The 22,967-nt window shown below is 69.1% G+C and carries 17 protein-coding genes, 2 tRNA genes and 1 pseudogene; 5 read left to right on the forward strand and 15 right to left on the reverse strand.

Going from position 1 to position 22,967, the window contains the following annotated elements; all coding sequences use genetic code 11:
- Nucleotides 1–281 precede the first annotated feature (281 nt).
- The 8 genes and pseudogenes from AC08OJ_RS07355 to AC08OJ_RS07390 all read right to left on the reverse strand — a co-directional run bounded on the left by AC08OJ_RS07355 (nucleotide 282) and on the right by AC08OJ_RS07390 (nucleotide 8,475).
- Nucleotides 282–1,427 carry a hypothetical protein gene (locus AC08OJ_RS07355; RefSeq protein ID WP_476595354.1) on the reverse strand — a complete coding sequence of 382 codons (1,146 nt, stop codon included), beginning with the start codon at nucleotides 1,425–1,427 and terminating at the stop codon, nucleotides 282–284.
- Between the two features lie 71 nt (nucleotides 1,428–1,498).
- Nucleotides 1,499–1,699: a hypothetical protein gene (locus AC08OJ_RS07360; protein WP_476592245.1), complete on the reverse strand. Its 201-nt coding sequence runs from the start codon at nucleotides 1,697–1,699 to the stop codon at nucleotides 1,499–1,501.
- Between the two features lie 158 nt (nucleotides 1,700–1,857).
- Nucleotides 1,858–3,162, reverse strand: a pseudogene (locus AC08OJ_RS07365) (FtsK/SpoIIIE domain-containing protein); the annotation flags it as partial.
- 211 nt (nucleotides 3,163–3,373) lie between these two features.
- Nucleotides 3,374–3,961 (reverse strand): hypothetical protein, encoded by a 588-nt coding sequence (locus AC08OJ_RS07370; protein ID WP_476592244.1) that lies wholly within the window; start codon nucleotides 3,959–3,961, stop codon nucleotides 3,374–3,376.
- A gap of 155 nt (nucleotides 3,962–4,116) precedes the next feature.
- Complete coding sequence (locus AC08OJ_RS07375) at nucleotides 4,117–5,160, reverse strand: hypothetical protein (protein WP_476595355.1); 1,044 nt, start codon at nucleotides 5,158–5,160, stop codon at nucleotides 4,117–4,119.
- Between the two features lie 110 nt (nucleotides 5,161–5,270).
- Nucleotides 5,271–6,404: a diguanylate cyclase domain-containing protein gene (locus AC08OJ_RS07380; RefSeq protein ID WP_476595356.1), complete on the reverse strand. Its 1,134-nt coding sequence runs from the start codon at nucleotides 6,402–6,404 to the stop codon at nucleotides 5,271–5,273.
- A 287-nt stretch (nucleotides 6,405–6,691) separates the two neighbouring features.
- Nucleotides 6,692–7,633 carry a RyR domain-containing protein gene (locus tag AC08OJ_RS07385; RefSeq protein ID WP_476595357.1) on the reverse strand — a complete coding sequence of 314 codons (942 nt, stop codon included), beginning with the start codon at nucleotides 7,631–7,633 and terminating at the stop codon, nucleotides 6,692–6,694.
- A gap of 8 nt (nucleotides 7,634–7,641) precedes the next feature.
- Nucleotides 7,642–8,475, reverse strand: a complete 834-nt coding sequence (locus AC08OJ_RS07390) for an NAD-binding protein (protein ID WP_476592240.1) — start codon at nucleotides 8,473–8,475, stop codon at nucleotides 7,642–7,644.
- Nucleotides 8,476–9,106: 631 nt separating this feature from the next.
- Here AC08OJ_RS07390 and AC08OJ_RS07395 point away from each other — a divergent pair.
- Nucleotides 9,107–10,423, forward strand: a complete 1,317-nt coding sequence (locus AC08OJ_RS07395; RefSeq protein ID WP_476595358.1) for a polysaccharide pyruvyl transferase family protein — start codon at nucleotides 9,107–9,109, stop codon at nucleotides 10,421–10,423.
- A 106-nt stretch (nucleotides 10,424–10,529) separates the two neighbouring features.
- Here the strand turns inward: AC08OJ_RS07395 and AC08OJ_RS07400 are convergent, their stop codons facing one another.
- Nucleotides 10,530–11,630 carry a glycosyltransferase gene (locus AC08OJ_RS07400; RefSeq protein ID WP_476592238.1) on the reverse strand — a complete coding sequence of 367 codons (1,101 nt, stop codon included), beginning with the start codon at nucleotides 11,628–11,630 and terminating at the stop codon, nucleotides 10,530–10,532.
- 410 nt (nucleotides 11,631–12,040) lie between these two features.
- Here AC08OJ_RS07400 and lysS point away from each other — a divergent pair, with 410 nt between their 5' ends.
- Nucleotides 12,041–13,492 (forward strand): lysine--tRNA ligase, encoded by a 1,452-nt coding sequence (gene lysS / locus AC08OJ_RS07405; RefSeq protein ID WP_476595359.1) that lies wholly within the window; start codon nucleotides 12,041–12,043, stop codon nucleotides 13,490–13,492.
- Nucleotides 13,493–13,629: 137 nt separating this feature from the next.
- Here the strand turns inward: lysS and AC08OJ_RS07410 are convergent.
- The 4 genes from AC08OJ_RS07410 to AC08OJ_RS07425 all read right to left on the reverse strand — a co-directional run bounded on the left by AC08OJ_RS07410 (nucleotide 13,630) and on the right by AC08OJ_RS07425 (nucleotide 18,040).
- Nucleotides 13,630–13,720, reverse strand: a tRNA-Ser gene (locus AC08OJ_RS07410).
- Between the two features lie 74 nt (nucleotides 13,721–13,794).
- Complete coding sequence (locus tag AC08OJ_RS07415; protein WP_476595360.1) at nucleotides 13,795–16,152, reverse strand: [protein-PII] uridylyltransferase; 2,358 nt, start codon at nucleotides 16,150–16,152, stop codon at nucleotides 13,795–13,797.
- Between the two features lie 260 nt (nucleotides 16,153–16,412).
- Complete coding sequence (locus AC08OJ_RS07420) at nucleotides 16,413–16,754, reverse strand: P-II family nitrogen regulator (protein ID WP_476592235.1); 342 nt, start codon at nucleotides 16,752–16,754, stop codon at nucleotides 16,413–16,415.
- Nucleotides 16,751–18,040 (reverse strand): ammonium transporter, encoded by a 1,290-nt coding sequence (locus AC08OJ_RS07425; protein WP_476592234.1) that lies wholly within the window; start codon nucleotides 18,038–18,040, stop codon nucleotides 16,751–16,753. The genes AC08OJ_RS07420 and AC08OJ_RS07425 overlap by 4 nt, the downstream gene beginning before the upstream one ends.
- Before the next feature lie 645 nt (nucleotides 18,041–18,685).
- Here AC08OJ_RS07425 and AC08OJ_RS07430 point away from each other — a divergent pair.
- Nucleotides 18,686–19,645 carry a C40 family peptidase gene (locus AC08OJ_RS07430; RefSeq protein ID WP_476595361.1) on the forward strand — a complete coding sequence of 320 codons (960 nt, stop codon included), beginning with the start codon at nucleotides 18,686–18,688 and terminating at the stop codon, nucleotides 19,643–19,645.
- 62 nt (nucleotides 19,646–19,707) lie between these two features.
- On the opposite strand, the gene AC08OJ_RS07435 is transcribed toward AC08OJ_RS07430, so the two are convergent.
- A complete protein-coding gene (locus AC08OJ_RS07435; RefSeq protein ID WP_476592232.1) occupies nucleotides 19,708–20,400 on the reverse strand; it encodes a metal-dependent transcriptional regulator in 693 nt (230 codons plus the stop codon).
- Nucleotides 20,401–20,646: 246 nt separating this feature from the next.
- Between AC08OJ_RS07435 and AC08OJ_RS07440 the strand changes: the two genes are divergently transcribed.
- On the forward strand, nucleotides 20,647–20,871 hold the full coding sequence (locus tag AC08OJ_RS07440; protein WP_023839854.1) for a DUF3039 domain-containing protein: 225 nt from the start codon (nucleotides 20,647–20,649) through the stop codon (nucleotides 20,869–20,871).
- Between the two features lie 222 nt (nucleotides 20,872–21,093).
- A tRNA-Arg gene (locus AC08OJ_RS07445) sits at nucleotides 21,094–21,166 on the forward strand.
- Nucleotides 21,167–21,270: 104 nt separating this feature from the next.
- Here the strand turns inward: AC08OJ_RS07445 and AC08OJ_RS07450 are convergent.
- Nucleotides 21,271–22,967 (reverse strand): SulP family inorganic anion transporter (locus AC08OJ_RS07450; protein WP_476595362.1); only part of this gene is annotated, 1,697 nt, incomplete at its 5' end.

The raw sequence follows: 22,967 nt of genomic DNA on the forward strand, positions 1-22,967 counted from the left end.
GAAAGATCTACAGTTTATTACCCAAGGTGGGCATCTAATGCCATTCTAGTACTAAATGTTCAAATTTATTCTTACGTTGAGTTAGGATTCGGAATAAAATAACTTGTTCACTTCGGGGTCCTCGCGAGCCCGTGACCTGCGAAGACGCATATTGGCTTGCATTAATTACTTCATTACGAATTCCAACGTGTTGCCATGATTGATCAGATTTGTCGTGGTTGCCTGCAGATCGGGTAGCTGTCGGCTTATCCGCCCGGCCGCTTGTTGGGCCGCCGGTGTGGTCACGGTTCGCACGGCATTGTTCCTCTCGGGACTCGAGCAGAGGGGGACGCGAGCAGGTCGGATGTCGGGGGACAGGCGACCTGGACGGGAAGGACGGCTCCGCGGCGCACCAGCACCCCGCGACCTGGAGGCGCGGGGCCGCCGATCGTGCGGGACAGCCGGACTCCGAGCAGTTCGCCGTCGCTCGGCCGCCCCGGGGCCAGGAGCAGCCCGTACCCACCGCGGCGGACGTCGACGAGGAATCCGCGGTACTGGCCCAGCAGCTCCTCGGTCGTACCGGCGACGATCAACACGCCGCCGCCGTCGCGTGCGGCCTGCCAGAAGGCCGCCAGCTCGGCCGCGGCCCGTTCACCGACCAGCTCGGCGTCGTCGACGAGGACGACCAGAGGTTCGTCCCCTGACAGGCCGGTTGGCAGGTCGGTCAGCGACCGGATGGTGTCGGTCCGACGGGTCTCCGGCGTGACGGCTAACTCCCCCCGCCCGCGGCCGCCGCGACGGCAGGTGCCGTCGCTTCCCGCCTCCTCCACGAGGTTCATGGTCCCGTCCAGGATGGCTACGACGCCGGGTCGGTGGGCGAGGGAACGAAGGGGAGACGGACGCGGCGTCAACGCGACGATTCGGGCACCATCGGTGAGGAGTGACAACGCCAGCGTGAGTAGAACGCAACTGCGCCCGGACCGTGGCGGGCCACTGATCATGAAACTGGGGCCGTCGGTGTCCAGATCCACCTCGACGATCTCCAGCTCGTCCCCTCCGATTCCGATCGGCACGTGCAGCGAAGATCGATTTTCTGGACGCATGGCCGCCGCCGCGGATCTCCGCGACCGCCCGGGCGTGCGTTCCATCTGCTCGGATGTGACGAGGGAGGGCAGCGCGTCGATCCGGAAGGGACGACGATCGAAGCGATCCGGCGGCCTTCGCGACACCTCCACAGATCGGCCCGCCTGGGACATCGCCCGAGAGCCCACCGCCCGCAGTGCCGCAACCTGAGCCTGGCCTGTGGGGTCCGCGTCGAGCAGCGCGATCTGTGTCTCCACGGGACTGGGGAACCGGCCTCCGACCGCGACCCCACGTCCGGCGGACAGCGTCCCGGGCATGTCGAAGGGGGACAGGCCAGCGAGCGCGTAGTCGGAAGGGTCGGCCATCCGCAGGAGTAATCGTTCGTCGACGAGCGACGCCAGCCGCCCGATCAACCCTCGTCGATCGGTAGTGATGATCACTCGTAGGCCCACCGCCTGACTTTCGCGCAACAGCCGCAGAAGCTGGTCGACGAGATCCCTCCGTCGACGTCCTCAAAGGCGGCCAGAAATCCTTCGAACCTGTCGACGAGCAGCACCAGGTACGGCGATGGGCGCATGGCGTCGCCCGCATCGCCGGGGGGCGGCCGCCACGACCGTCGGGCCTCGGCAAGATCCATGAAGCCTTTCCGAGAGAGGATCGTCTGCCGTTCGCTGATCTCGTTGGCCAGACGGGCGAGGAACCTCGTGACCCGCTCGGGATCGTCCCGGCTCTCACCACGGCACCGGAGTGCGGCAGGTCCGCGAGGGGTGCCAGGGCGTTGCCGCCGCAGTCCAGTCCGTAGAGATGGAGCTCGCCGACGGGCAGGGCGGTGGCGAGGGCGCCGGCAGCGGTGCGCAACACGGTCGAGCGCCCGGTTCGTGGCGAGCCGACGATCATGAGGTGGCCGCCGTGTTCCAGATCGATCGTGAAGGGCAGCTGAAGCTGACGGTCACAGTGATCGGACAGCCCAATGGCAACGGGAGGGAGCCGAACGAGACCGTCCGCGTGGAGCCCAGGGCGTCCGCTGGAGTCCGCCGGATGGTGACCGTCGCCATCCGCGGCGATGGTGTGGTCGCTCGGGCTGGTGTGGTCGCTCGGGTCGGTGCGGCCGGCGGTCGCCCCGACGAGGGCGTCGAGGGTAATCCGCTCAGGGAGCGGGGGAAGCCACGGACTGGGTATCGGAGGGATCCCGAGCCTCGTCGAGGCCTCCCGTACTGCCGAGACCAGAGCAGCCAGGTCGGTGCGCGGCTCTGCCAGGGACACGTCTTCCGACGGCGGTCCGTACGATGGCGCCGGCACCGCCTGGGACGTGTCGGCATCCCGACGTGGAGCGTCACCCGGTTCCGGCCACGGTAGCGGGGTGACCCTGGGCGCAGGGATTCCGGACGAGCCGTCTCCGCCTGGTTTGGTGACCGGATCCGGTCCACCGATCCACCCGGTCTGAACGGCTGTCGTGATGCCCGGGCCGGTGCGTACCACCGCCCGACCGGGGGTGGCCGGACTGATCAGAGCAGCGTCCGGGCAGCCGACGACGTCCTCGCTCTCCGCCGCATCGGTGACCCGCAACGCGATGCGCAGGTTCGTATTCGCCCGGATCTCCGGTGACACCATCCCTGCGGGGCGTTGGGTGGCCAGCAGGAGATGGATCCCGAGCGACCGTCCGCGTTGGGCCAGGTTGACCAATCCGGCGACGAATTCGGGTAGTTCGCGGGCTAGCGTGGCGAATTCGTCGACGACCAGAAGCAGGCGGGGAATCGTCGGACGCCCGATGGGATGAGGGAGCAGACGTCGAAAGGCGTCGAGGTCCTTCGCTCCGGCCGCGGCCAACATCCGTTCCCGTCTGCGAAGCTCGGCGGTGAGCGAGCTCAGCGCGCGTCGGACCAGGTGCGGATCGAGGTCGGTGACCATACCGACGGTGTGGGGAAGAGCGGCGCACTCGGCGAACGCGCTGCCTCCCTTGTAGTCGACCAGCACGAAGATCATTTTGTCCGGGCGGTACATTACGGCGTGCGCAGCAATGATCGTCTGCAGCAGTTCGGACTTTCCCGCCCCGGTCGTGCCAGCGACCAGCCCGTGTGGCCCGTCGCGAGAGAGATCGATCGTGAACCTCCCACCCTAACCGATCCCGACTGGTACCGCCCTGCTCGCCGTGCCCCGGGGCGGCTGCGGCACCGATGACCAGAAATCTTGGATCACCTTCGGCGTGGGTGGGTCGGCGCCGAGGATGTCCAGGAGCCGGACGGCGGAGGGAAGGCTCTCGGAGTCGTGGTCACCGGCGTCGCGCAGCGGCGTCAGGGCTCTGGCGACCGACTCACACCAGCCGGCCGCGGAGGTCCAGTCCCGCGGCATCGACGGTCGGTGCTCCGGCATGGTCGGTGAGACCGGGCCGGCCGGTGAGACCGATGAGGTCTGGGCAGACGTGTCTGATCACGGCTGACCGGTCCTGCCGCATCAACAACTCGTCGCCGTCCTGTTCGACAACGGCTCGGCATTCGGGCGGAAGGTCCCGGACGTCGGCTTCCAGGCAGATGACGTGGATGCCGACCGCCGGTCCGTCGCGTAGCACGGTCGTCATTCCGGGGACGGAGCGCAGTATCCGGGCCCCGTCCAGCACGACCAGGATGTCGGGGTCGGATCTGGGCGCCTCGGGCGGATGGGCGCAGCGACTCTCGATCAAGGATGTCAGTTCGGCGATCCGGCGGGAGCGGCTGACCTCGTCGGCTCCAACGAAAATGGTCTTCTCCTGTACCAACGGCCGACAGTGCGGCAGCCAGCGGATCCATCGCCAGGCATCGACGAAGCCTGTGGACCCGATCAGCAGGCAAATCCGGAGATCGCGAGGGCTGTGCAGGACAGCGGCCTGGATGACGAGCCAGCTGCCGAGAAGCTGCGGCAACATGCCCCGACCGGTGACGCCGAGCACTCCCCGCTCGGCTAGAGCGATGACGGCGGGGACATCGGGAGCGACCCAGGCCGGGAGCTGCCGGGGCGTGACGGCTACAGGGGAGGGGTCCGTGGTCCGGACCCTGCTTGGCAGGTCGGCCGTGCCGAACCTCAGGTGCAGGTGATCGGGGGGTCATGGCGACGCCGCTCCCACAGCGTCGCAGTCGGTCCCTGAGCGGTGGCGAGCAGGCTTGCCGGATCGGGGTGGCTGCGATGACGCTCGGTGCATTCCGCCGCGAGCGCGGCACGAGCAGTGGCCTCGACGTCGTCCCGCTCCTGCCGGTAGCGGGCCATGGCTGCACGGAACTCCCGACCCTCCCGCCGTCGGCCGCTCACCACGGAGGCGACCAGGCTCACCGGCGCCAGCACCGCGAAGAGCAGAACGTAGACTGTTCGCAGCAGGGCAGCCGTGCCCAGGGCGGCGGCGAGCGGCAGCACCGTCGTGAGGACCGGGACACGGCGGGGTTCGGCGGGTGCGGCCGGCAGGGCGAAGACGGACCCCCGATCCAGCGGATGCAGGCGAGGCGGACGGTTGACGTCGAGCATGCCAGGAGCGGAGACGGACGGGCGGGTCAGCACCGTGAGCGGTGCGGGCCGCACGAGCAGCAACGTCACCGGGGCGATCAGCACCGCGGCCAGGATGGTGCTGGCAGGCGACGATGGGTGGTCGCCGACGACGGCCGCGCCCGGACCGGCTGTGACGGTGCACCGACCGCCGACCTCGACCCGGATGGTCAGCGCGGGCTCGTCGCTGCTGTGACCCTCCAGCGTGACAGTGCAGCCGGGTCCCGAGCCGACGGTGAACTCACCCGCCGGCAGGTGATGAATGTCGCCCGCCCCGGGCCCACCGATGATCATCAGGTCGACCAGACCCGTCCCGCGGACCCGCCGGGACACCGTGGCATCAAGGCTCACCACCGCACCCTCCCGCAGCGGCGAGGAGGCCAGGGTTGTCTCCGGGTCGAGTGGACGGACGGTACCGGAGACGTTGATCGAGGGCCCGGCCCGCGCCAGTGTGGGAGTACGCCGATGCGGGCGGACAGCGGCGGCCATCGCCCCGGCCACTGCACGGAGCGGGGTTTCCGGGGCGGCGGTCAGTAGTACGTCCGTGCTGGAATTCTGGGTGGCATCGAGGACGGTGAGGGTGAAGCGCATGTATGGAAGATACGGCGTGGAAAAGCGGGGAGCGGGACGGGCCGACGGGGAGTTCTTCTACTTGGTGTTGTGGTCGAAATATGTGGTGGCGCAGAAACCACCATGACGATTCATGGCGAGTCGCAAGGATGATGCTCCCGCCCGGCCGTGCGTGCCATCGTCCGGGTGCGCATCACCTCCGCACCCGCCAGCTCCACCATGGCGTCACTCACCTCGGCAGCGTCGGCTGGGATCGGGAAACCGACCGCAGGTTCGGGTGAGCGCGCCTGGCCGGTCGGAGACGGCCCGGCCGACAGGGCCACTCCGACGCTCACTGACATGCTGATCCGATGACCGTGCACGTCCAGCGGTTCGTCCAGGGAGGAGATGAGCCGCTCGGCCAGGGTTGCGGCCTCGGCTGCGGTAACGGGTCCGGTGACGATGACGAACTCGTCCCCGCCCCAGCGCCCGAGAATGTCGCCGGGGTGGAGTACCTTCGAAAAGCGGCGGGCGGCGGCATCCAGAACGGCATCGCCCGTCGGATAGCCGAAGGAGAAATTGACTCGACGAAATGCATCCAGGTCAAGGAAGAGAACGGCCGTTCCGCGGTTGTGCCCGGTTTTGGCCGTGCCTGTTGTGATGGCCGTGCCGGCGGCGGCTGGCAGGGCGTGTCCGGGGGTTGTTCCGGGCGCCACGGTGGTCACAGTGTCCGGCGGGCCCGCGGCCAGTCGGGCAGCGAGAAGCGCGCGCAGCCCCGTGCGGTTCACCAGCCCGGTTGTCGCATCTGTCGACGCGTGATGCCGCAGCTCCTCCTCCCGCTGGTGTCGCTCGGTGACGTCGTCGACGACGACGATCAGACCGTCACCACGGATCAGCGGGCGCAGGCGTACGTCGAGCCAACGATAACCATGTGGCGTCGGTTTCGGGATCTCGATCCGGGCCTGCTTGCGCCGTCGGTCGATAATCTGCCGGGACAGGATCGCCAGTGCCCGCACCGGGGCAGCCGGATCGGCGAGCGCCGCGGCGGCCAACAGGGTCGCGGGTCGGGCTGTGGCTCGTTCCGCCGGCCGAGCCGCTGAGTTGGCCGCGTTGTCGCATGCCGCCAACCAGCTGATGCCCGGCCGGACGGGGAGCAGGGCCACCCCGGTGGCGGCATTGCGGCGCCATGCCTCGTTGAGGCGGGTCACCGTTCCCTCCGGGCCGAGCACGGCGACCGACGAGGGGAGGGAGTCAAGGACGGCCACCGCGACGTCGTCGGTCAGCACCGAGCTGGTTCCTTCCGACTGCCGGTCCAGGGGTGGCCGGGTAGGTGAGTTGGACGTACCTGCCTTGCGGTACTGGACACGGGTGGGTCTGCCGTGGGAGCGACGAGTCACGCGCTCCCACGGCCGGGCGGGACTACTGTGGTGAGATCAATCCGATCATCCCGGCTTCCTCGTATACGTGTTTTCGGTTTTGCTGACCGGTGTGCGGAGTGGGGGTTGGGTGAGTGCGGCGGGTGCGGGCGGATAGTGACTCCGCTGGGCGAGGGTGGCTGCAGCCGGTCAGCCGGTCAGCTGCGGCGACGGACAATATGGAATCCCGCCTCGGCCAGAATCATCGGTATCAGCCTGATGGTCTCGCGGTCCTTCTCGCGACTAGGGGCATCAAGGTCGTCCCACGGCACAAGCATGGGATGAGTTTTTCGATCGTTGTCCCGGTGGGGTCCGTACCGCCACCCGTTAGCCTGGCGCTCGACCATCCACCGCTCGTGTTCCCGCTTCGCGAGAATTTTGACCTCGTTGTGCTGCGCGTCGGTCACATTGAAAGAAAAGGGATCGTCCCGGACAGCGCCGGCAACGATTCCGCAGCCGATCATATCGAGTTTCCGGCGGATGTCGCGGGCCTGTTCGTAGTTGGCGTTGCGAAAGTCCTCCGAGAGATTTTCCCAGGCGACGAGCGCGCGGTTTTCTTCCGGTCTTTCGCCGGCTTCCATCCGCCGCCGACAGTAGTCTCGGTGTATTCCTTTGGCGAGCTGTTCGACCTGGGGATCCTGTAGCTGGTCGGGATCGCAGACGCGGTCCAGCAGCGGAAAAACGGTGAGGCCGCGGTAGAGGATGTCCAGCGGTCGCGCGCCGTCACCGCTACCGAAGGCCTGCCCGAAGGGGGTCATGCGGTCCACCCGAACGATCACCTTGCGGTGTCCGGGCAGCCGGGAAACCGCAAGAGCCTTGCGTAACGCCAGTTCCTCGTCCTCGTAGCAGATGAACACCAACTGCATGGTACCTTCCGGGGCGTATCCATCCAGGAGAGCGTTCAGGTCGACCTCGTCGGAACCCGTATCCTGGCAGGTGGTGTCTATCGTCGCCTCGACGAGGCCATAGCGGGTCTGCAGCAGCCTCAGTACACCGCTGGCATTCTTGTCGATGAGGGTCACCTGCATCCGCGACGTCGCACCTACCTCTCTGCGGCGCCGCGCGAGTTCCAGGAGCAGCTCCCGGCCGAACGGGCCCATGCCCACTATCACGACGGACAGGCCGGGGGCGCGAACGCGATCCGTTCGTCGTCGAGCAGAAGACCTGCACCGAGACGGGCGGTGTTGAAGAACTCGACCGTGAGATGACCGATGTGTTCCCTGCCGAGCAGAAGCGTCCACAGGGCGTCGAGCACGTCAGGATCCGACTCCTCCGCGTAGCATGTCAGCGGGCGGTGGCGCTGGCGTGACACCTGCTCCGCCGCCGCGACGACAGCAGCGTTATATCCGGACGCAGTCCCACACACGTACAGTTGGTCGGCCCGGGCCACGCCAGCCCGCCGTAACACATCCTCGCGACGCGCATCTCCTCGTAGCAGGACCAGACCTAGACGGCGGGCATGTTCCGCGATTTCGATACTGTCGGCGTCATCGATCAGTACAACCTGGCGGGACGCGGCCCGCAGGCGTTCCGCGAAGGCAAGCGCCGTCGGTCCGCTGCCACAGATGACCGCGTGCCCCCGGGACAGTGTGGCCTGGAGGGCGGCCATCGGTTTGACCAGCGCATCCGCGAGTACATAAGCAGTGGCCGTAGGCGCCAGGAAGCGGGCGATCTCAAAGGAGATCGGGAGACCGACGTCATTGGGCAGGTCCGGTGGCTGGACGAAGAAAAGCCCCAGGCTGCCGTAGGCGATGTCGGTGGCGCTGAGGCCGGCGCCGGGGCTTCGGGACATCTGCCAAAGCCCGACCACCCCCAGGCTGAATGCTGAAACCGCGGCAAGCAGGCATAGGCGTCGCCAGCCGGCGGGCGGCTGGAACAGTCCGTTGAACATCCAGCGGACGGTCCGCACCGGGTGGCGTATCCGGGAGGAAACGACTGCCACGGCGCCTTCCATGTTCCGAAAAATGATCAGCAGAACATCATAGAACATGGTGCCTACCAGCCTCCTGTCTCCTCCGCCGGCCAACAGTTCAGCCAGGCCCGGGGACCGGACATCGGGAGGTTTCGTCGGGGAGCCGGACCCGTGATTGATCTCTCCCTGATATTCATCGACAAGATATTCCGACGACCGGGAAAGTAACGGAATCGATGTCCGCCGGGGTGAGGATTCAGCGGGTGAATCGACGGCGGCCGGCGGCCGGCGACTCGCCCGGGCATGGCCCCCTTCCGCGGCACGCGGCGCTGCACTCACACGCACCCCTCTCACCGGTGCCCGGCAGGAGCCGGCGGAAGCGGCCACCCTGGCCTGGCGGGTGCCGCGCTCACCTGGTCCCGGCCTGAGCCGCGCTGCTGGTCCCGGTCTGAGCCGATGGTTCCGGACCACCGTGCGGCGCACGCCGCCTTGCCCGGTTGCCGTCAAGAACGTCCCCGCCAGTCATACCCGAAACGTCCCCATCAGCCGTACCTGATCGCTACCCGGCCGGGTCAGGATAAGGCGAGTGGCGCAACGCCAGTCATCACTCACAGGTATTGGGTAGGTACTCCTCGATGAATCGGGCGGGGATGACGGAAGGGTGTTCTCTGTGGTTGGTGACGAGGCCGCTCACAGGCCGGGGCGAATCGTTCCTGAAAGTGGCAGCTACGAGGGTAGCGCCGGGTGCGGCCCTGCCACCCTGCTCCGGGACCTTGCCGGCGAGCGGGGATGGCCCCCGACGGAGCTGCGGGCGGGCGGCGCTCGGCCGGCAGCCCTGCTGGTGCCACCGGCCGGTTGGGGCAGTCTCGGGGATGAGGCCATGATGCGTGTCGCCTGGGCGGCGCTTGCGGCCCGGCACGGTGCGTACTGCCGCTACGTTGACGTCGGCGCCCCATCCTGGCAGCGCACGCTGGGGACGGCTCCCGCAGGAGATCTGGAACCGGTGCTGCTGGCACGGGGCGCGGCCGCCTGGGATGCGTGGCTGGGCATGGTCCCGCTGCTCGCATCGGTCACCGAGGTCCACATCCTCGGTGCGGACATCCTGGACGGAGCCTACGGTGCCGAGCTCGCGGTCCGCTACGCGCAGCTGGCCGCGCTGAGCCTGCACGCCGGCGCCCAGGTCACCCTGCTGGGGCACAGCTGGCGGGCACAGGCAGATCCGGCCGCAGCCCGCGCGCTGCGTTGCCTGAGCGGACATGTGCGGGTGTGCGCGCGGGACCCGCACTCCCAGGCCCGGCTGGCCACGCTCGGCATCACCGCCGAACTGGTCGCCGAGCTGGCTTTCCTGCTCGAGCCGGATCTCCACCAGCCCGGTGGGGCGCCGGCGCGGGCATGGCTGGACCGGCAGCGCGCCGACGGCCGCCGGGTGGGCGCAGTGAACATCAACCATCTGGTAGCGGGCCGGGTTCCCGAGCTGTTCGACGGGTACGTGGACGGGCTGGGCGATGCCGGGCTGGCCGGCGCGTCGTGGCTGCTGATCCCGCACGACCGGCGCGGGGAACAAGGCGATTTGATGCTCGCCGAGCGGCTGCACCGCCGGCTGGACGAGCGGGAACCCGGACGTGACCACGTGCTGCACACCGACGCCGGACCGGCCGGAGCCAAGGCACTCGTAGGTGCGGTGGACATGGTCCTCACCGGTCGGATGCATCTGGCGGTTGCGGCGATCAGCCAGGGTGTCCCCCCTCTGGCGGTCGGCTACCAGGACAAGTTCTCGGGCCTGCTGGAAAGCGCGAGGCTGCCGGCATGGTGTGAACTCGAACCCGCCCAGGCCTGTGCTGGCGAGCGTCTCGCCGATGTGCTCCGCACCGTTCTCGCGCAGGCGCCCGCGCTGCGCCGCAACCTGCGGGCCGCCTGGCCGGAGCTGATGGCATTGGCGCGCCGCGGCCTGCCGGACGCCACTGGAGAGCCACACTGAGCCGGAGCGGGGTCTGGTCCGGGCACGAGGTCCGGCGAAGCCTGAGCTGGATGTGTGGTCAGTTCGTGGATTTCCGTCAGTTCCCGAATTCGCGGTCAGTTCAAGGTCATGGGCGCGGCGGTTCGGGCCGCAGGCGAGAGGCCCGCGGCTGCGAGCGGCACCGTTCCCAGAGCGTGAGGTAGGCGCGGGCCATCTGGCGGTCGGTGAAGGTGCTCACGGCCGCCTGCCGTGCCCGTTCCCCCAGCCGGTGGCGCAGGAGCGGATCATCCCGCAACCGGCACAGCGCAGCGGCCAGGGCGGCCGGGTCGCCAGCGGGCACGAGCAGCCCGGTCTCGCCGTCGATCACTGCTTCGGGGACGCCGCCGACCGCTGTCGCCACCACCGGCAGCCTGAATAGCATCGCCTCGACGATCGCCAGCGGAAAGCCCTCCGTCCTGGACGGCAGGCAGAAGACGTCGAAGCCGGCTAGGGCGCCGCGCGCCGCGTCGGACCAGCCGGCGAGGGCGAACCGGTCGGCCACCCCGCTGGCCGCCGCGAGCTCGATCAGCTGGCGGCGCTCGGCCCCGTCACCGACGACAACCACGTTCGCCCCGTCCATCGTGGCCAGAGCGGCGATGAGCACGTCATAGCCCTTCATCCGATCGAGCCGGCCGAGGCTACCTACCACCATCGGGCCCGGCCTGGCCGGCCGGTGCGGTGGGGCGCCGAGGTCGGGGACACCATTCGGGATGCTGCACACCGAACCGCGTCCCAGGACGTAGAAGTCCTCCACCCGTCGCGCGTTGCCGGCTCCCACGGCGATCCGAGCGTCCGCCCGCCGCGACAGCGCCCTGGTCCGCAGGAGCAGCGGCAGGTCAGTCGTCCGCAGCGGAAGCTGATCGACGGCGACGACCCGCAGATCGCAACCGGCCACTCCGGCCGCCAGACCGGCGGTCAGCATCGGCGCGCACGCCCACGGCACACACCGGTTGACGTGCAGGACGTCGGGGCGTACCCGGCGCAGCAGCCGCACGTGCGCGCCAGTCCCCCCGCGCACGACATGGACGGACGCGCCGCCGCGCCGACGGCCGGCGACCCATTCGACCAGCCCGGCGTCGGAACCGGCAACCTGGACGTCCAGGCCCGGATCCGCCGCCGCCGCGAGATTGCCCAGGCTGATCTCGGCGCCCCCACGGCCGGCTGTGTCGGTGTAGAGCAGCACCTTCACGCGATGACCACCCTATTCACCTCAACCTGTCGAACCCAACCCGGTCACACCCAACCCATCGGAGAACATTTCCGGACGGATGTGAACAAAACAAGGCGCAGAAGAGCGTTTGACTATCGTGATACCCGCCACCAATCGTGATACCCGCCGTCAAAGGAACAAGCCCTGCCGCCCCTGGCGGCGTCGGCGTCCGAGCGTTTCGCGATCATGGAGCTGGCCGTGCCCGGCATCTCGCGGAAGCCACGATCGACCACTATCAGGATGACCTACGCCGGCTGTGGTTCGCTGAGGGTCGGTAGGCTGGAGCAGTCATCTCTGGATGGCGGTCCGTCGCCTGGCCCGCCCGGGAGCGTTCACGCAACGCCACCCTCGTGGCTAGCTGGTGCTTTCTGCGGCAAGAGGGTGTGTTGATGTCGATCGAGGAGTCCGGGGTAACCGAGGTGGCGGGGCCGCGGTCCGGCTACCGGACCGACGCGGTCGCGGCCGATGCCGCAGCCGCTCCCGACGGGACGGCTGTCCGTCTCGCCGGCCGCGTGGTCCTGTGGCGCCGTATGGGCGGGCTGATCTTCGGGCATCTCCAGGACCGTAGCGGCCGGGTGCAGGTTTCCCTGTCCAAGACCGATCTGGGTGCCGAGGTCGTCAAGGAATGGTCCCGGGCTGTGAAGATCGGCGACTTCGTCGGGGTCGCCGGCAGCCTCTACACCACCCGCCGCGGCGAACGGACCGTCGCCATCTCCGAGATGACGGTGCTGAACCGGACCGTGCGTGCCCTTCCGGACAAGTGGCAGGGCCTGTCCAACGTCGAGGCCCGCTACCGCCGCCGCTACCTCGACCTGCTCGTCAACGCCGAGTCCCGGGAACGCTTCCAGACCAGAGCGAACATCATCAGGCGGATTCGGCGTTTCCTCGACGACAACGACTTCCTCGAAGTCGAAACCCCGATGCTGCAAGAGGCAGCGTCCGGCGCCGCGGCCCGCCCGTTCATCACCAGGCATAACGCCCTCGGTGAGGACTTCTACCTGCGGATCTCCCCCGAGACCTATCTCAAGCGGATCGTCGTCGGCGCCTACGACCGCGTCTACGAACTCGGCCGCAACTTCCGCAACGAAGGCATGGACTCCTCGCACCTCCAGGAGTTCACGATGCTGGAGTGGTACGCCGCCTACTGGGACTACCACGACAACATGGCCTTCGTCCGCGAACTGATCATCACGGTCCTCGACGACGTCCTCGGCACCCGGGCGGTTACCTACGAGGGTATCAAGATCGACTTCGGCACCGACTGGCCGGAGATCGACTACCGGGCCGAGGTGGAGCGGCGCACCGGCATCGACCTCACCGTCGTCCGTGATCTTCCCACTCTGCGCGCCCGGGTGGCCGAACTCGGCCTGGACGTCGGGACCTCCCCGTCCTACGCCGGCCTGGTAGACTTGCTCTACAAGAAGACGGTCCGAACCGATCTCGTCCAGCCGTGCTTCCTCGTGCACCACCCGGCGGAACTAGTCCCGCTGGCCCGGCGCAGCGACACCGATCCCACCGCGCTTGACATGTTCCAGATCGTGGTGAACGGCGTGGAGATCGTCAAGGCCTACTCCGAACTCGTCGATCCCGCCGAACAGCGGCAGCGGCTTGAGGAACAGGCCGCGCTGCGGGAGGCCGGCGACGACGAGACCATGATGCTCGAAGAGGACTTCATCGAGGCCATGGAATACGGGATGCCCCCGATGTCCGGCCTCGGGCTCGGCATCGACCGGTTCGTTGCCCTACTCACTGACGCCCTGACTCTCCGCGATGTCGTCCTCTTCCCCACCATGCGCGGCGCCCACAAAGACCAGACAGCCCCCGTCGAAGATGACCTGTGACGGCTCCGGCCCGTGGGATTCCCTCGTTTCGACTCGCCCGTCCGTGGTCCCGCCGAGGCCACTGCCGCCGACTAGAGATGCATGATCTTGAAATTGTCCAGGCGTCTCGAACGTACGTTCAAAACGCCTGGTCGATGCGGAGGCTCGGGGATTTGAACCCCGGAGGGGGTGTATGCCCCCAACCGCATTAGCAGTGCGGCGCCATAGACCGGACTAGGCGAAGCCTCCCAACGTGCCTGCTCATCATAGCGTCTCCCACGACGGTGCTGACGCTTGGTCCGAGCGGATCCCGGCGGGCTGGATCACGTCTGTGTGGTCCGGCCGGCCGGTTCCGCGCGGTCCATGGGTTCCATCGGTCCCAGGGCCGCGAGGATCGCGTCCGCGATCTCACGGCGCCGTCCGCCGTCCGCCACCGGACCACCATCGGCCTCCCGCACGTAGAAGGCGTCCACCACGTCTAGTCCGAGGGTCGCGACGATGGCGGTGGCGACATCGATTCGCAACCCGGACAGCGCCCGTACGATCCGGTACAGCACGCCGGCCTGGTCGGGGGCGCGTACCTCGATCACGGTCATCGATCCCAGGTCGTCATCGAAGATCACTTGAGGTGCGCCGGGCGTGGTCCACCGCTTGGCCCCGGCGTAGTCGCGTTCCCGGGCAGCGAGCCGACCGGCGACGTCGAGGATGCCGGCGAGCGCGGCCCGCAGGTCGGCGAGCAGCCGCGCCGGCTCCGGTACCCGTCCGTGCGGCGCGGCCACGGCGGCCTGCAGCAGCGCCCGACCGCCGTTCCTCCGGGCCGAGGCCCGCCGGATGTCCAACCGGTTCAGCGCAAGGACACCAGCGATGATCGCCAGCAGTCCGACGTGGTCGGCGCTGACCACCACGATCTCGAACATGCTCTCGTCCGGCAGCGGATTGACCTGGACGACGTGCTCGTCGGGCAGCGCGAGCAGACCACGCTGCCGATCGTCGAGGTGCGGGGGACACGGGACCCGCTCGCCGCCGAGGACGGCCCGGGCCCGCTCGACGAGGTCACCGATCAGCCGCGCCTTCCAGGCGTTCCACGCGGTCGGGCCGGTGGCCCGGGAGTCGGCCTCGGTCAGTCGGTGCAGCAGGGTGAGGATCCGCACGCTGCCGGCGGACGCGGCGACGCTCTCGATTGTCCCGGGATCGTCGATGTCCCGCCTGGTCGCGGCCTCGCCGAGAAGCAGGTGGTGGCGGACCATGGCGACAAGCACGTCAACGTCCTCGGGCGGCAGGCCCAGCCGCGGGCCGATCCGTTCGATCTGCACGATGCCCGCGTCGGTGTGGTCGCCGGGGAAGCCCTTACCGATGTCGTGCAGGAGGGCGCCGAGCAGCAACAGATCCGGCCGGTCCACCTCGCGGGTGTGCGCGGCGGCCCGCGCCGCGGCCTCCATCAGATGCCGGTCGACGGTGTAACGGTGGTAGGGATTGCGTTGTGGTCTGCTGCGCACCGCCGCCCACTCCGGGATGAGCCGGACGAGCAGCCCCACCTGGTCGAGGGATTCCAGCACCCCCACGGCCGCGTCGCCGGTGGCCAGCAGCGTGACCAGCGCGTCACGGGCGGCGTCAGGCCAGGGGTCGGGCATCGGTGGAGCCTCCCGGGCCAGCCGGTCGACGGCGTAGCGGCCCAGCGGGAGCCCGCTTCGTGCGGCCACGGCGGCGGCCCGCAGCACCAGGACCGGGTCCTTCGCCGGATCGACGTCCCGGGCGAGCTGGACCTCGCCGTCCTGGTCGACCACCCCTTCGCCGAGGGGGCGGCGGGCTGGCCGCCGGCCGCCACCGCGCCACCGCGCCACCGACCGCAGGCCGGCCGCGACCCGGTACCAGGTGGTGTCCCAGGTCCAGGAGATGGCGCGTCCGGCGTCGGCGACCGCGTGCGCGAGCGCGAGCGCGTCGGCGTAGCCGAGCATGGTGGCGACCGCCTCGGAGTCCTGGAGCAGGAGCCGATCGTGGGCTCGTCCCCGACTCAGCCGGCGGATCTCGCCGCGGGCATCGAGCAGCACCTGACCGGCGGCGGTTACCCGCTCGGAGGGGGACTCGGCGACCCAGGCCGCCGCGAGGGCGTGCAGGGCATGGACGTCACGTAGTCCGCCGCGGGATTCCTTCAGGTCGGGTTCGAGCAGGAACGCGACCTCACCGAGCCGGGCGGCCCGTTCCGCGACGGCCTCGGCGAGCTCGGGCAGTCGTTTCGGGGCATGGGACCGCCACCGGGCGCGAGCCCGCTGGGCGAGTTGCGTGGCCAGCGTCGCGTCACCCGCGACGTGGCGGGCGTCGAGCAGGCCGAGCGCGGCCTTGAGGTCACCGTCGGCTACCATGATGGCCTCGTCGACGGTGCGCACGCTGTGATCGAGGCCTACCCCCGAATCCCACAGCGGATACCAGACCGCGTCGGCGACGGTGGAGATGTCGTTCTGTTTGCCGTCGTGGACGAGGACGAGGTCGAGATCGCTGCCGAACGCGGGCTCCGCGCGTCCGTAGCCGCCGACGGCCACCAGGGCCATTCCCGGCCCGGGATCGCCGAACAGGTCGACTAGGGCATGGTCGGCGAGGTCGGTGAGGATGCGGCGCAGCCGTGGGCCGGTCGCCGTGGGCAGGCGCTCGGAGCGGCCCTTGAGGATCTCCAGGCGGTCCGTCATGGCTGTCCTCCTCCGTTCGGCCGTCTGGCCGTGATCGATCTCGGATCTGGATCGATCACGGCCAGCGGAGCGCCGAGCCGAGGACACAGAAACGCGCACCAGCGCAACTGTGGTCTCGGGTGGTGCCGGATCGTGCGGTGTCGCGGGTGGTGCGTGTCGCGGGTGGTGCGTGGTGCCGGGTGGTGCGTGGTAACGGTGATGGATGGAGTCGGGTGGTGCGGTGGAGCCGTGCCGCGGTGGCGTTGCCACGCCCGGCACTACTACAGCGCGTCCGCCCCCCGCTCGCCGGTACGGACCCGTACCACCGACTCGACCGGAACGACCCAGATCTTGCCGTCGCCGATCTTGCCGGTCTGCGCCGACGACGTGATCGTCGCGACCAGATCGTCGACCGCCCCGTCCGCGACGACCACCTCGATCTTGATCTTCGGCACGAAGTCGACCTTGTACTCGGCGCCGCGGTAGACCTCGGTGTGGCCCTTCTGCCGGCCGTAGCCCTGGACCTCGGAGATCGTCAGTCCGTGCACGCCCAGGGTCTCGAGCGCCGCCTTCACGTCGTCGACCTTGAACGGCTTGATGACGGCGGTGACGAGCTTGGTCATGCCTGGGCCTCCTCGGGCACCTTGATGGGGCTGATGCTGCTCGTGGGCAGCGAGCCGCTACCGCCGATGGACGTGAAGCGGTACGCCGTCTCCCCGTGCAACGCCTCGTCCATGCCGGCGATCTCGTCGTCGGCGTTCAGCCGGAGACCGATGGTGTACTTCAGGGCGAGAGCGATGATTGCCGTCACGACGGCCGAGTAGCCCAGCGTCGCGCCGACGGCGAGCACCTGCTCCCCGAAGACGCTCCACGGGCCGCCGTAGAAGATGCCGTCCTTGCCGGCCTCGTTCGTGTCGACAGTGGCGAAGAGGCCGGTCAGCAGGGCGCCGAGCACACCGCCGACCAGGTGGACCGCACCGACGTCGAGCGAGTCGTCGATGCCGACCTTGCCCTTGATCGAGGTGGCCAGGGCGCAGACGACGCCAGCGATGCCGCCGACGGCGATCGAACCCATCGGAGAGACGAAACCACAGGCCGGGGTGATGGCTACCAGACCCGCGACCGCGCCGGACGCGGCTCCCAGGGTGGTCGCCTTGCCGTCGCGCAGCTGCTCGACCGCGAGCCATCCGAGGATCGCGACGCCGGTCGCGATCTGGGTGTTGAGCAGGGCGTACCCGGCGACCTTGTTGGCGCCCAGCGCGGAACCCGCGTTGAACCCGAACCATCCGACCCACAGGATGCCGGTGCCCAGGAGAACGAACGGGACGTTATGGGGACGGAAGTCGCCGGTCGGCCAACCGGCCCGCTTGCCGAGGACCAGCGCCAGCACGATCGCCGCGATACCGGCGTTGGCGTGGACGACCGTGCCGCCCGCGAAGTCCAACGCGCCGCGCTCGAACAACCAGCCCTTGCTCGCCCACACCCAGTGTGCGATCGGCGAGTAGACCAGCAGCGACCAGAGCGGGATGAAGATCGCGAAGGCGCTGAACTTCATCCGATCGGCGATCGCGCCGGTGATGAGGGCGGGCGTGATGATCGCGAACATCAGCTGGAAGGCGACGAACACGACGTACGGGATCGCGCCGTCGCTGCCGGAGAGGTCCTGGAGCGCGAAGAAGTCGAATCCGCCCCAGAAGCCGTTACCCTCGCCGAATGCGACGCTGAACCCGATGACCGACCAGATCAGCGTGACGATCCCGATGCAGAAAAAATTCTGCATGATCATTCCGAGCACGTTCTTCGCTCGGACCATGCCACCGTAGAAGAACGCCAGTCCGGGCGTCATGAACAGCACGATCGCGGAACTGATGAGCATCCACGCGGTATCGCCCGAATTCAATTTGTCCATGTCTCTCCTGTCATTCCCCGCGCGATGCGCGGACTGCGCTCACCCGGTCCCCGGCCACGCTGCGCTCGTCCCGGATCCTCGGGTCCGAAGAGTCGGCAAGATCTGTTCCCGACCTATGTCTTAGCTGTTTCTGACGTGTGAAATCGCTAAATTGGGTGGCCTGTGACCCGATCTCGTCGGCTGGCGGTGGGCACTTGGAGACTCTCCGCTCGTCATGGCGTGCTTTCGTGACTGTATAACTGCATAGAGTTACCGTCCGGCAGTGTGAGCAGTGTCCCCACGGAGGGCTGGCATAGCGCCGGCGAACCGCGCCCCGGGCCCCGCCGTCCCCGTGCTGTCCCGCCATCCCGGTTCGGCCAGCGAACTTCGAAACACGTCGCAAGGCAGACTCCCGCCGCCGGCCCGACCGACGGTCCCCAGCCGACCGGGAACGATCCGACCGGATGGCGCCCGAAAGCCGGAGCGCCCATTGTTCTCGGACTGGTCGGCATTCTCGTCGCCGGGCCTCCGGTTGTCTGGGGGTCTGCCGGATCCGCCTGGGCGGCGCCGGCGACTCCGGCCTCCGGGTCGGCCCCGGGGAGCCCGGGAAGCCTGGAGAGTCTGCAGGCGGAGATCAACGGTACCCGGGTACGGCTGGACGAATCCATGCGTCAGACGGCGATTGCCACCGAGGTGTTCAACGCCGAACGTATTCGGCTGGCCGAGGCCGAGCGGGCCGCGGCCGCCGCGGCCGGGCGGGTCGACCGTGCTGACGATGCTGTACGGCAGGCCGCGGACAAACATCGGGGGTTGGCGGTGTCGGCGGATCGGGCCGGGGGATTCGGGCAACTGTCGTTGCTGCTGACCGGCGACCCCCGACAGGTACTCGACCGGGCCGGTGCGGTCGATGCGCTGGCCCGTCGGCAACGGGTGGCGGACACCGGCCTGCGGCTCGCGCGTCGGGATCTCACCGAGGCACGCCGGAGCGCTGACATGGCACTCGCGGGCAAGAGGAAGATCGTCATGCGGCTCGCCGCGCGGAAGCGGTCCATCGAGGCGTCCGCCGCCGAACAGCGCAGTCTGCTGCAGCGGCTCGAATCCCGCTACGCATTGCTGGAACGGCAGGCCAGGGAACGTCAGGCCGCGGCCGAACGGCTCCGTTATCGGAAGGAGTCGGCTGCGGCCGCGGGCCGGGCGTTCGCCGCGGCACCGATTACCCCGGCACCGATTACCCCGGCACCGACTACCCCGGCACCCACCCCGCCGACGGGCGGCGGTGGCGCGTCGCGCGCGGTGCAGGAGGCATACGCCCAGCTGGGCAAGCCCTACGTGTGGGCCGCGGCGGGGCCGAAGTCCTTCGACTGCTCGGGCCTGACGCAGTGGGTCTGGGGGAAGGCCGGGGTCTCGCTGAGCCACTACACCGGATCACAATGGAATGAGGGGCGCCGCGTGGACCGGGCGGGCCTCATTCCCGGTGATCTCGTCTTCTTCTATGCCGATCTTGATCATGTCGGGATCTATATCGGGGGCGGGAAGATGATCCACGCTCCGCGGACCGGGGAGGTGGTCAGGGTGGAGAAGATCTGGTGGTCGAGCTTCCGGGGGGGCGCGCGGCCGGGAGCGTGACACCATCGGCCGTCGGCGGAAGCGATCAGGACGGGGACGGCGACGGTGCCGTGGGCGACGGGTCAGCGGTCGACGTAGACGAGAGCCGCGGTGCTACGGCTGATCTCCGCGTTGGTCTGGCCGTTGGGGGTGACGATGTGGATCAGGTTGCCGCGGGAGCCCGGCGTGATCTGCGCGCCGGGGACGATCGCGGCGTCCTGAAGCCGGCGCATGATGCTTTCGTCCGTCTGCAACCGCTCGGAGATCCAGCTCACCGTGACCGGCCTGCCACCGCCGGACGATGCGAGGTCGGCCGACGCCAGTAGGCTCACCGGGGCGGAGGTCGGCCGCGCCGTGGTGTGGTGCTGCCGGGAAGGCGGGATCTCGTTACCGAACGGGCAGCGCTTTGGATCGCCGAGCAGGACGGTGAGGCGCGCCTCGACCTCGTCGGAGATTACATGCTCCCACCGGCAGGCCTCGTTGTGTACCAGCGCCCAATCCAACCCAATGACTTTCGTGAGCAGCAGCTCGGCCAAACGGTGCTTGCGCATGACGGCGGTGGCCCGCAGCAGGCCCTTCTCCGTGAACTGCACGGTCCGGTCGTCGGCGAGGGACACCAGCCCCTCGTTGGCCAGGCGAACCGTCGACTCGCTCGCGGCCGGCGCGCTGACATGCAGGCGCTCCACCAGACGCGCGCGCAGCGGGGGGATGCCCTCCTCCCTCAGCTCGTACAGGGTTCGGAGGTACATCTCGGTACTGTCGATCAATCCAGTCACCGGTCTCCTTCGTCCTTATCCAGGGTACGCCCCGTCCGGGAGTCACAAGAGCCATCTGCCCCCCGAAGGCCATGCCGGCAGGCCGGTTTCGATGTCCCGTCGCCCCCTTCCCGCGGACCGGGGTCGGTGTTCCACGACGTGTTCCATGGCTTCGGTCCGGCGGCGTGTCCTCGTGCGGCACCCGTTCCCGCGCGCGGGCTTGCACCCAGGGCCGGCATCGGCGCCCGCGGCACTAGACTTGACGCCATGAGCACGACTCAGATCGCGCCCGAGACATCGAACACCCAGACGGACGAAGGTGACGATCACTCTCACTACGCCCGTCGTGAGGAGATCGTTCGTGCGTCTATCGAGGGTGGCCGGGTTACGGCGTTGTGCGGCTACAAGTTCGAACCGGTGCGGGACCCCTCGCGTTTCCCGATCTGTCCGAAATGCAAGGAACTCGTCGAGATGGCCGAGCAGTTCGGCTGATCGCGCCGCGCCGCGCCGGTACACAGTGCCGGGCGGCCACGGTCCTCGATGGCTGTCATGAGCCTTCGGTAATAATCGGTCGTTGCAGTAGATCGAGCGTGTCGGCGGGCTGTGGACGGTGTGCGGATGCCCTGCCGATCGGGATCCATGGTGTCCCCCGGGCCGGCCGCTCCGCGACCCCGTATGATCTGTTGCACGAGCCAGACTCGATGTCTCTCGCCGGCCCCAGTAGCTCAGTGGATAGAGCGACCGCCTCCTAAGCGGTAGGCTGCAGGTCCGATTCCTGCCTGGGGCACATCCGTCATGTCGATCGCCGCCTCCGGTCGGTGGGACCAGAGTCCCCTGCGGGGCGAGCCGCGCGACCGCGGCTGACGCCGCGCCGGCTCAGGTCGCGCGGGCTCAGATGGGGACGGCAGCCAGGGCGCCGGTGTGGTGGAGATGGTCCCGGGCGGCCTGGATGGCCGACGGGGTGGAGTCGAACAGGCGTCCCTGGCCGCGTAGCCGGTCCACCAGACCGACGGCGGCCACCGCTTTGGCATGCTCGGGTCGCAGCCCTGACACATACACCTTGACGCCGCGGTGTTCGAGCCGGTCGATGACGTCGCGCAGGACGAGGGCGCCGGTGCCGTCGACGGTGCTGACCCGGGACAGCCGGAGGATGAGGATCTCGACGTCGGCTACCTCGGTGAGCTCTAGCAGGAAGCGGTGGGCGGCGGCGAAGAACAGGGGACCGTCGATACGGTAGGCGACGATGTGCTCGGCGAGCAGCGCGTGTTCGGAATCGTGATGATCGCCAGGGTCCAGCGGCACCTCCTCGACCCGCGCGGTTCGGGCGATCGCGCGCAGGGCGAGGGCGCCGGTGACCGTGAGGCCGAGGACGACAGCGATGACGAGGTCGAGCGCGAGGGTCGCCCCGGCGGTCAGCGCCATGACCAGGGCATCGGAGTGTGACGCACGGCCGAGGGTGCGCAACGAGGAGACCTCGACCATCCGTACCGCCGTGGCGAGCAGAACACCGGCGAGCGCGGCGAGCGGGATGCGCGCGACCAGGGGGGCGGCGGCGAGCATCACCCCGGCGAGGACCACGGCGTGCGCGAGGGCGGCGAGCCGGGACGAGGCACCCGAGCGGACGTTGACCGCGGTGCGGGCGATCGCGCCGGTGGCGGGCACCCCGCCGAACAGCGGGACGGCAAGGTTGGCCAGCCCTTGGCCGAACAGCTCCCGGTCGGGGTCGTGGTTCTGGCCGACGGTCATCCCGTCGGCGACACTGGCCGAGAGCAGGCTCTCCAGGGCGGCGAGCGCGGCCACGGCGACGGCGGCCGTGGCGAGCGTCGGGATCGCGGTGATGTCGAGGAAGCCGAGAGAGGGACCGGGCAGGGTGGCGGGGATCGCGCCGAGGGTCGTGACGTCCCACCCGCGGGCCGTGACGAGGGCCGTCGCGAGGGCCACGGCGAGCAGCGAGAACGGGACCGTGGGCCGCAGCCGGGCGCCGACCAGCATCGTCGCCGCGACGCCGACGGCGAGCGCGAGTGCGAGCCAGTGCGGCCGGTGGACGAAGTCGGCTACAGCCGCCCAGGCCACGCCGGTCACCCGGTCACCGTTCCGGGCGCGTACTCCCAGGGCCGGGGGAACCTGCTGAAGGAAGATCATCGCGGCGATGCCGACGGTAAATCCCTCCACCACGGGCGCCGGCACATATCGCACGGAGCGGCCGACCCGCAGGACTGCGAGTGCGAGTAGGATCATCCCGGCGAGCAGCCCGACGGTCAGCACACCGGCCGGCCCGTGCCGGTGCACGATCGGCACGAGCACGGCGGTCATCGCGCCGGTCGGCCCGGACACCTGCAGGTTCGACCCCCCGAAGACCGCTGCGAGAGCACCCGCCACGATCGCCGTCACCAGCCCGGCGGTCGCGCCGAGGCCGGAGGAGACCCCGAATCCCAGCGCGAGCGGCAGCGCGACCACCGCAACGGTCATCCCCGCGAGCAGGTCACGGCCTGGCTGGCGGCGCATGCTCTCGATATCGGCCCGGCCGGGCAGGAGCCGGCCGAGTGGCTTGGACCAGCGTGACGGGGCCGTCCTTATGGGGGTGGGGC

The sequence above is a fragment of the Frankia sp. CgKIO3 genome (assembly GCF_977946435.1).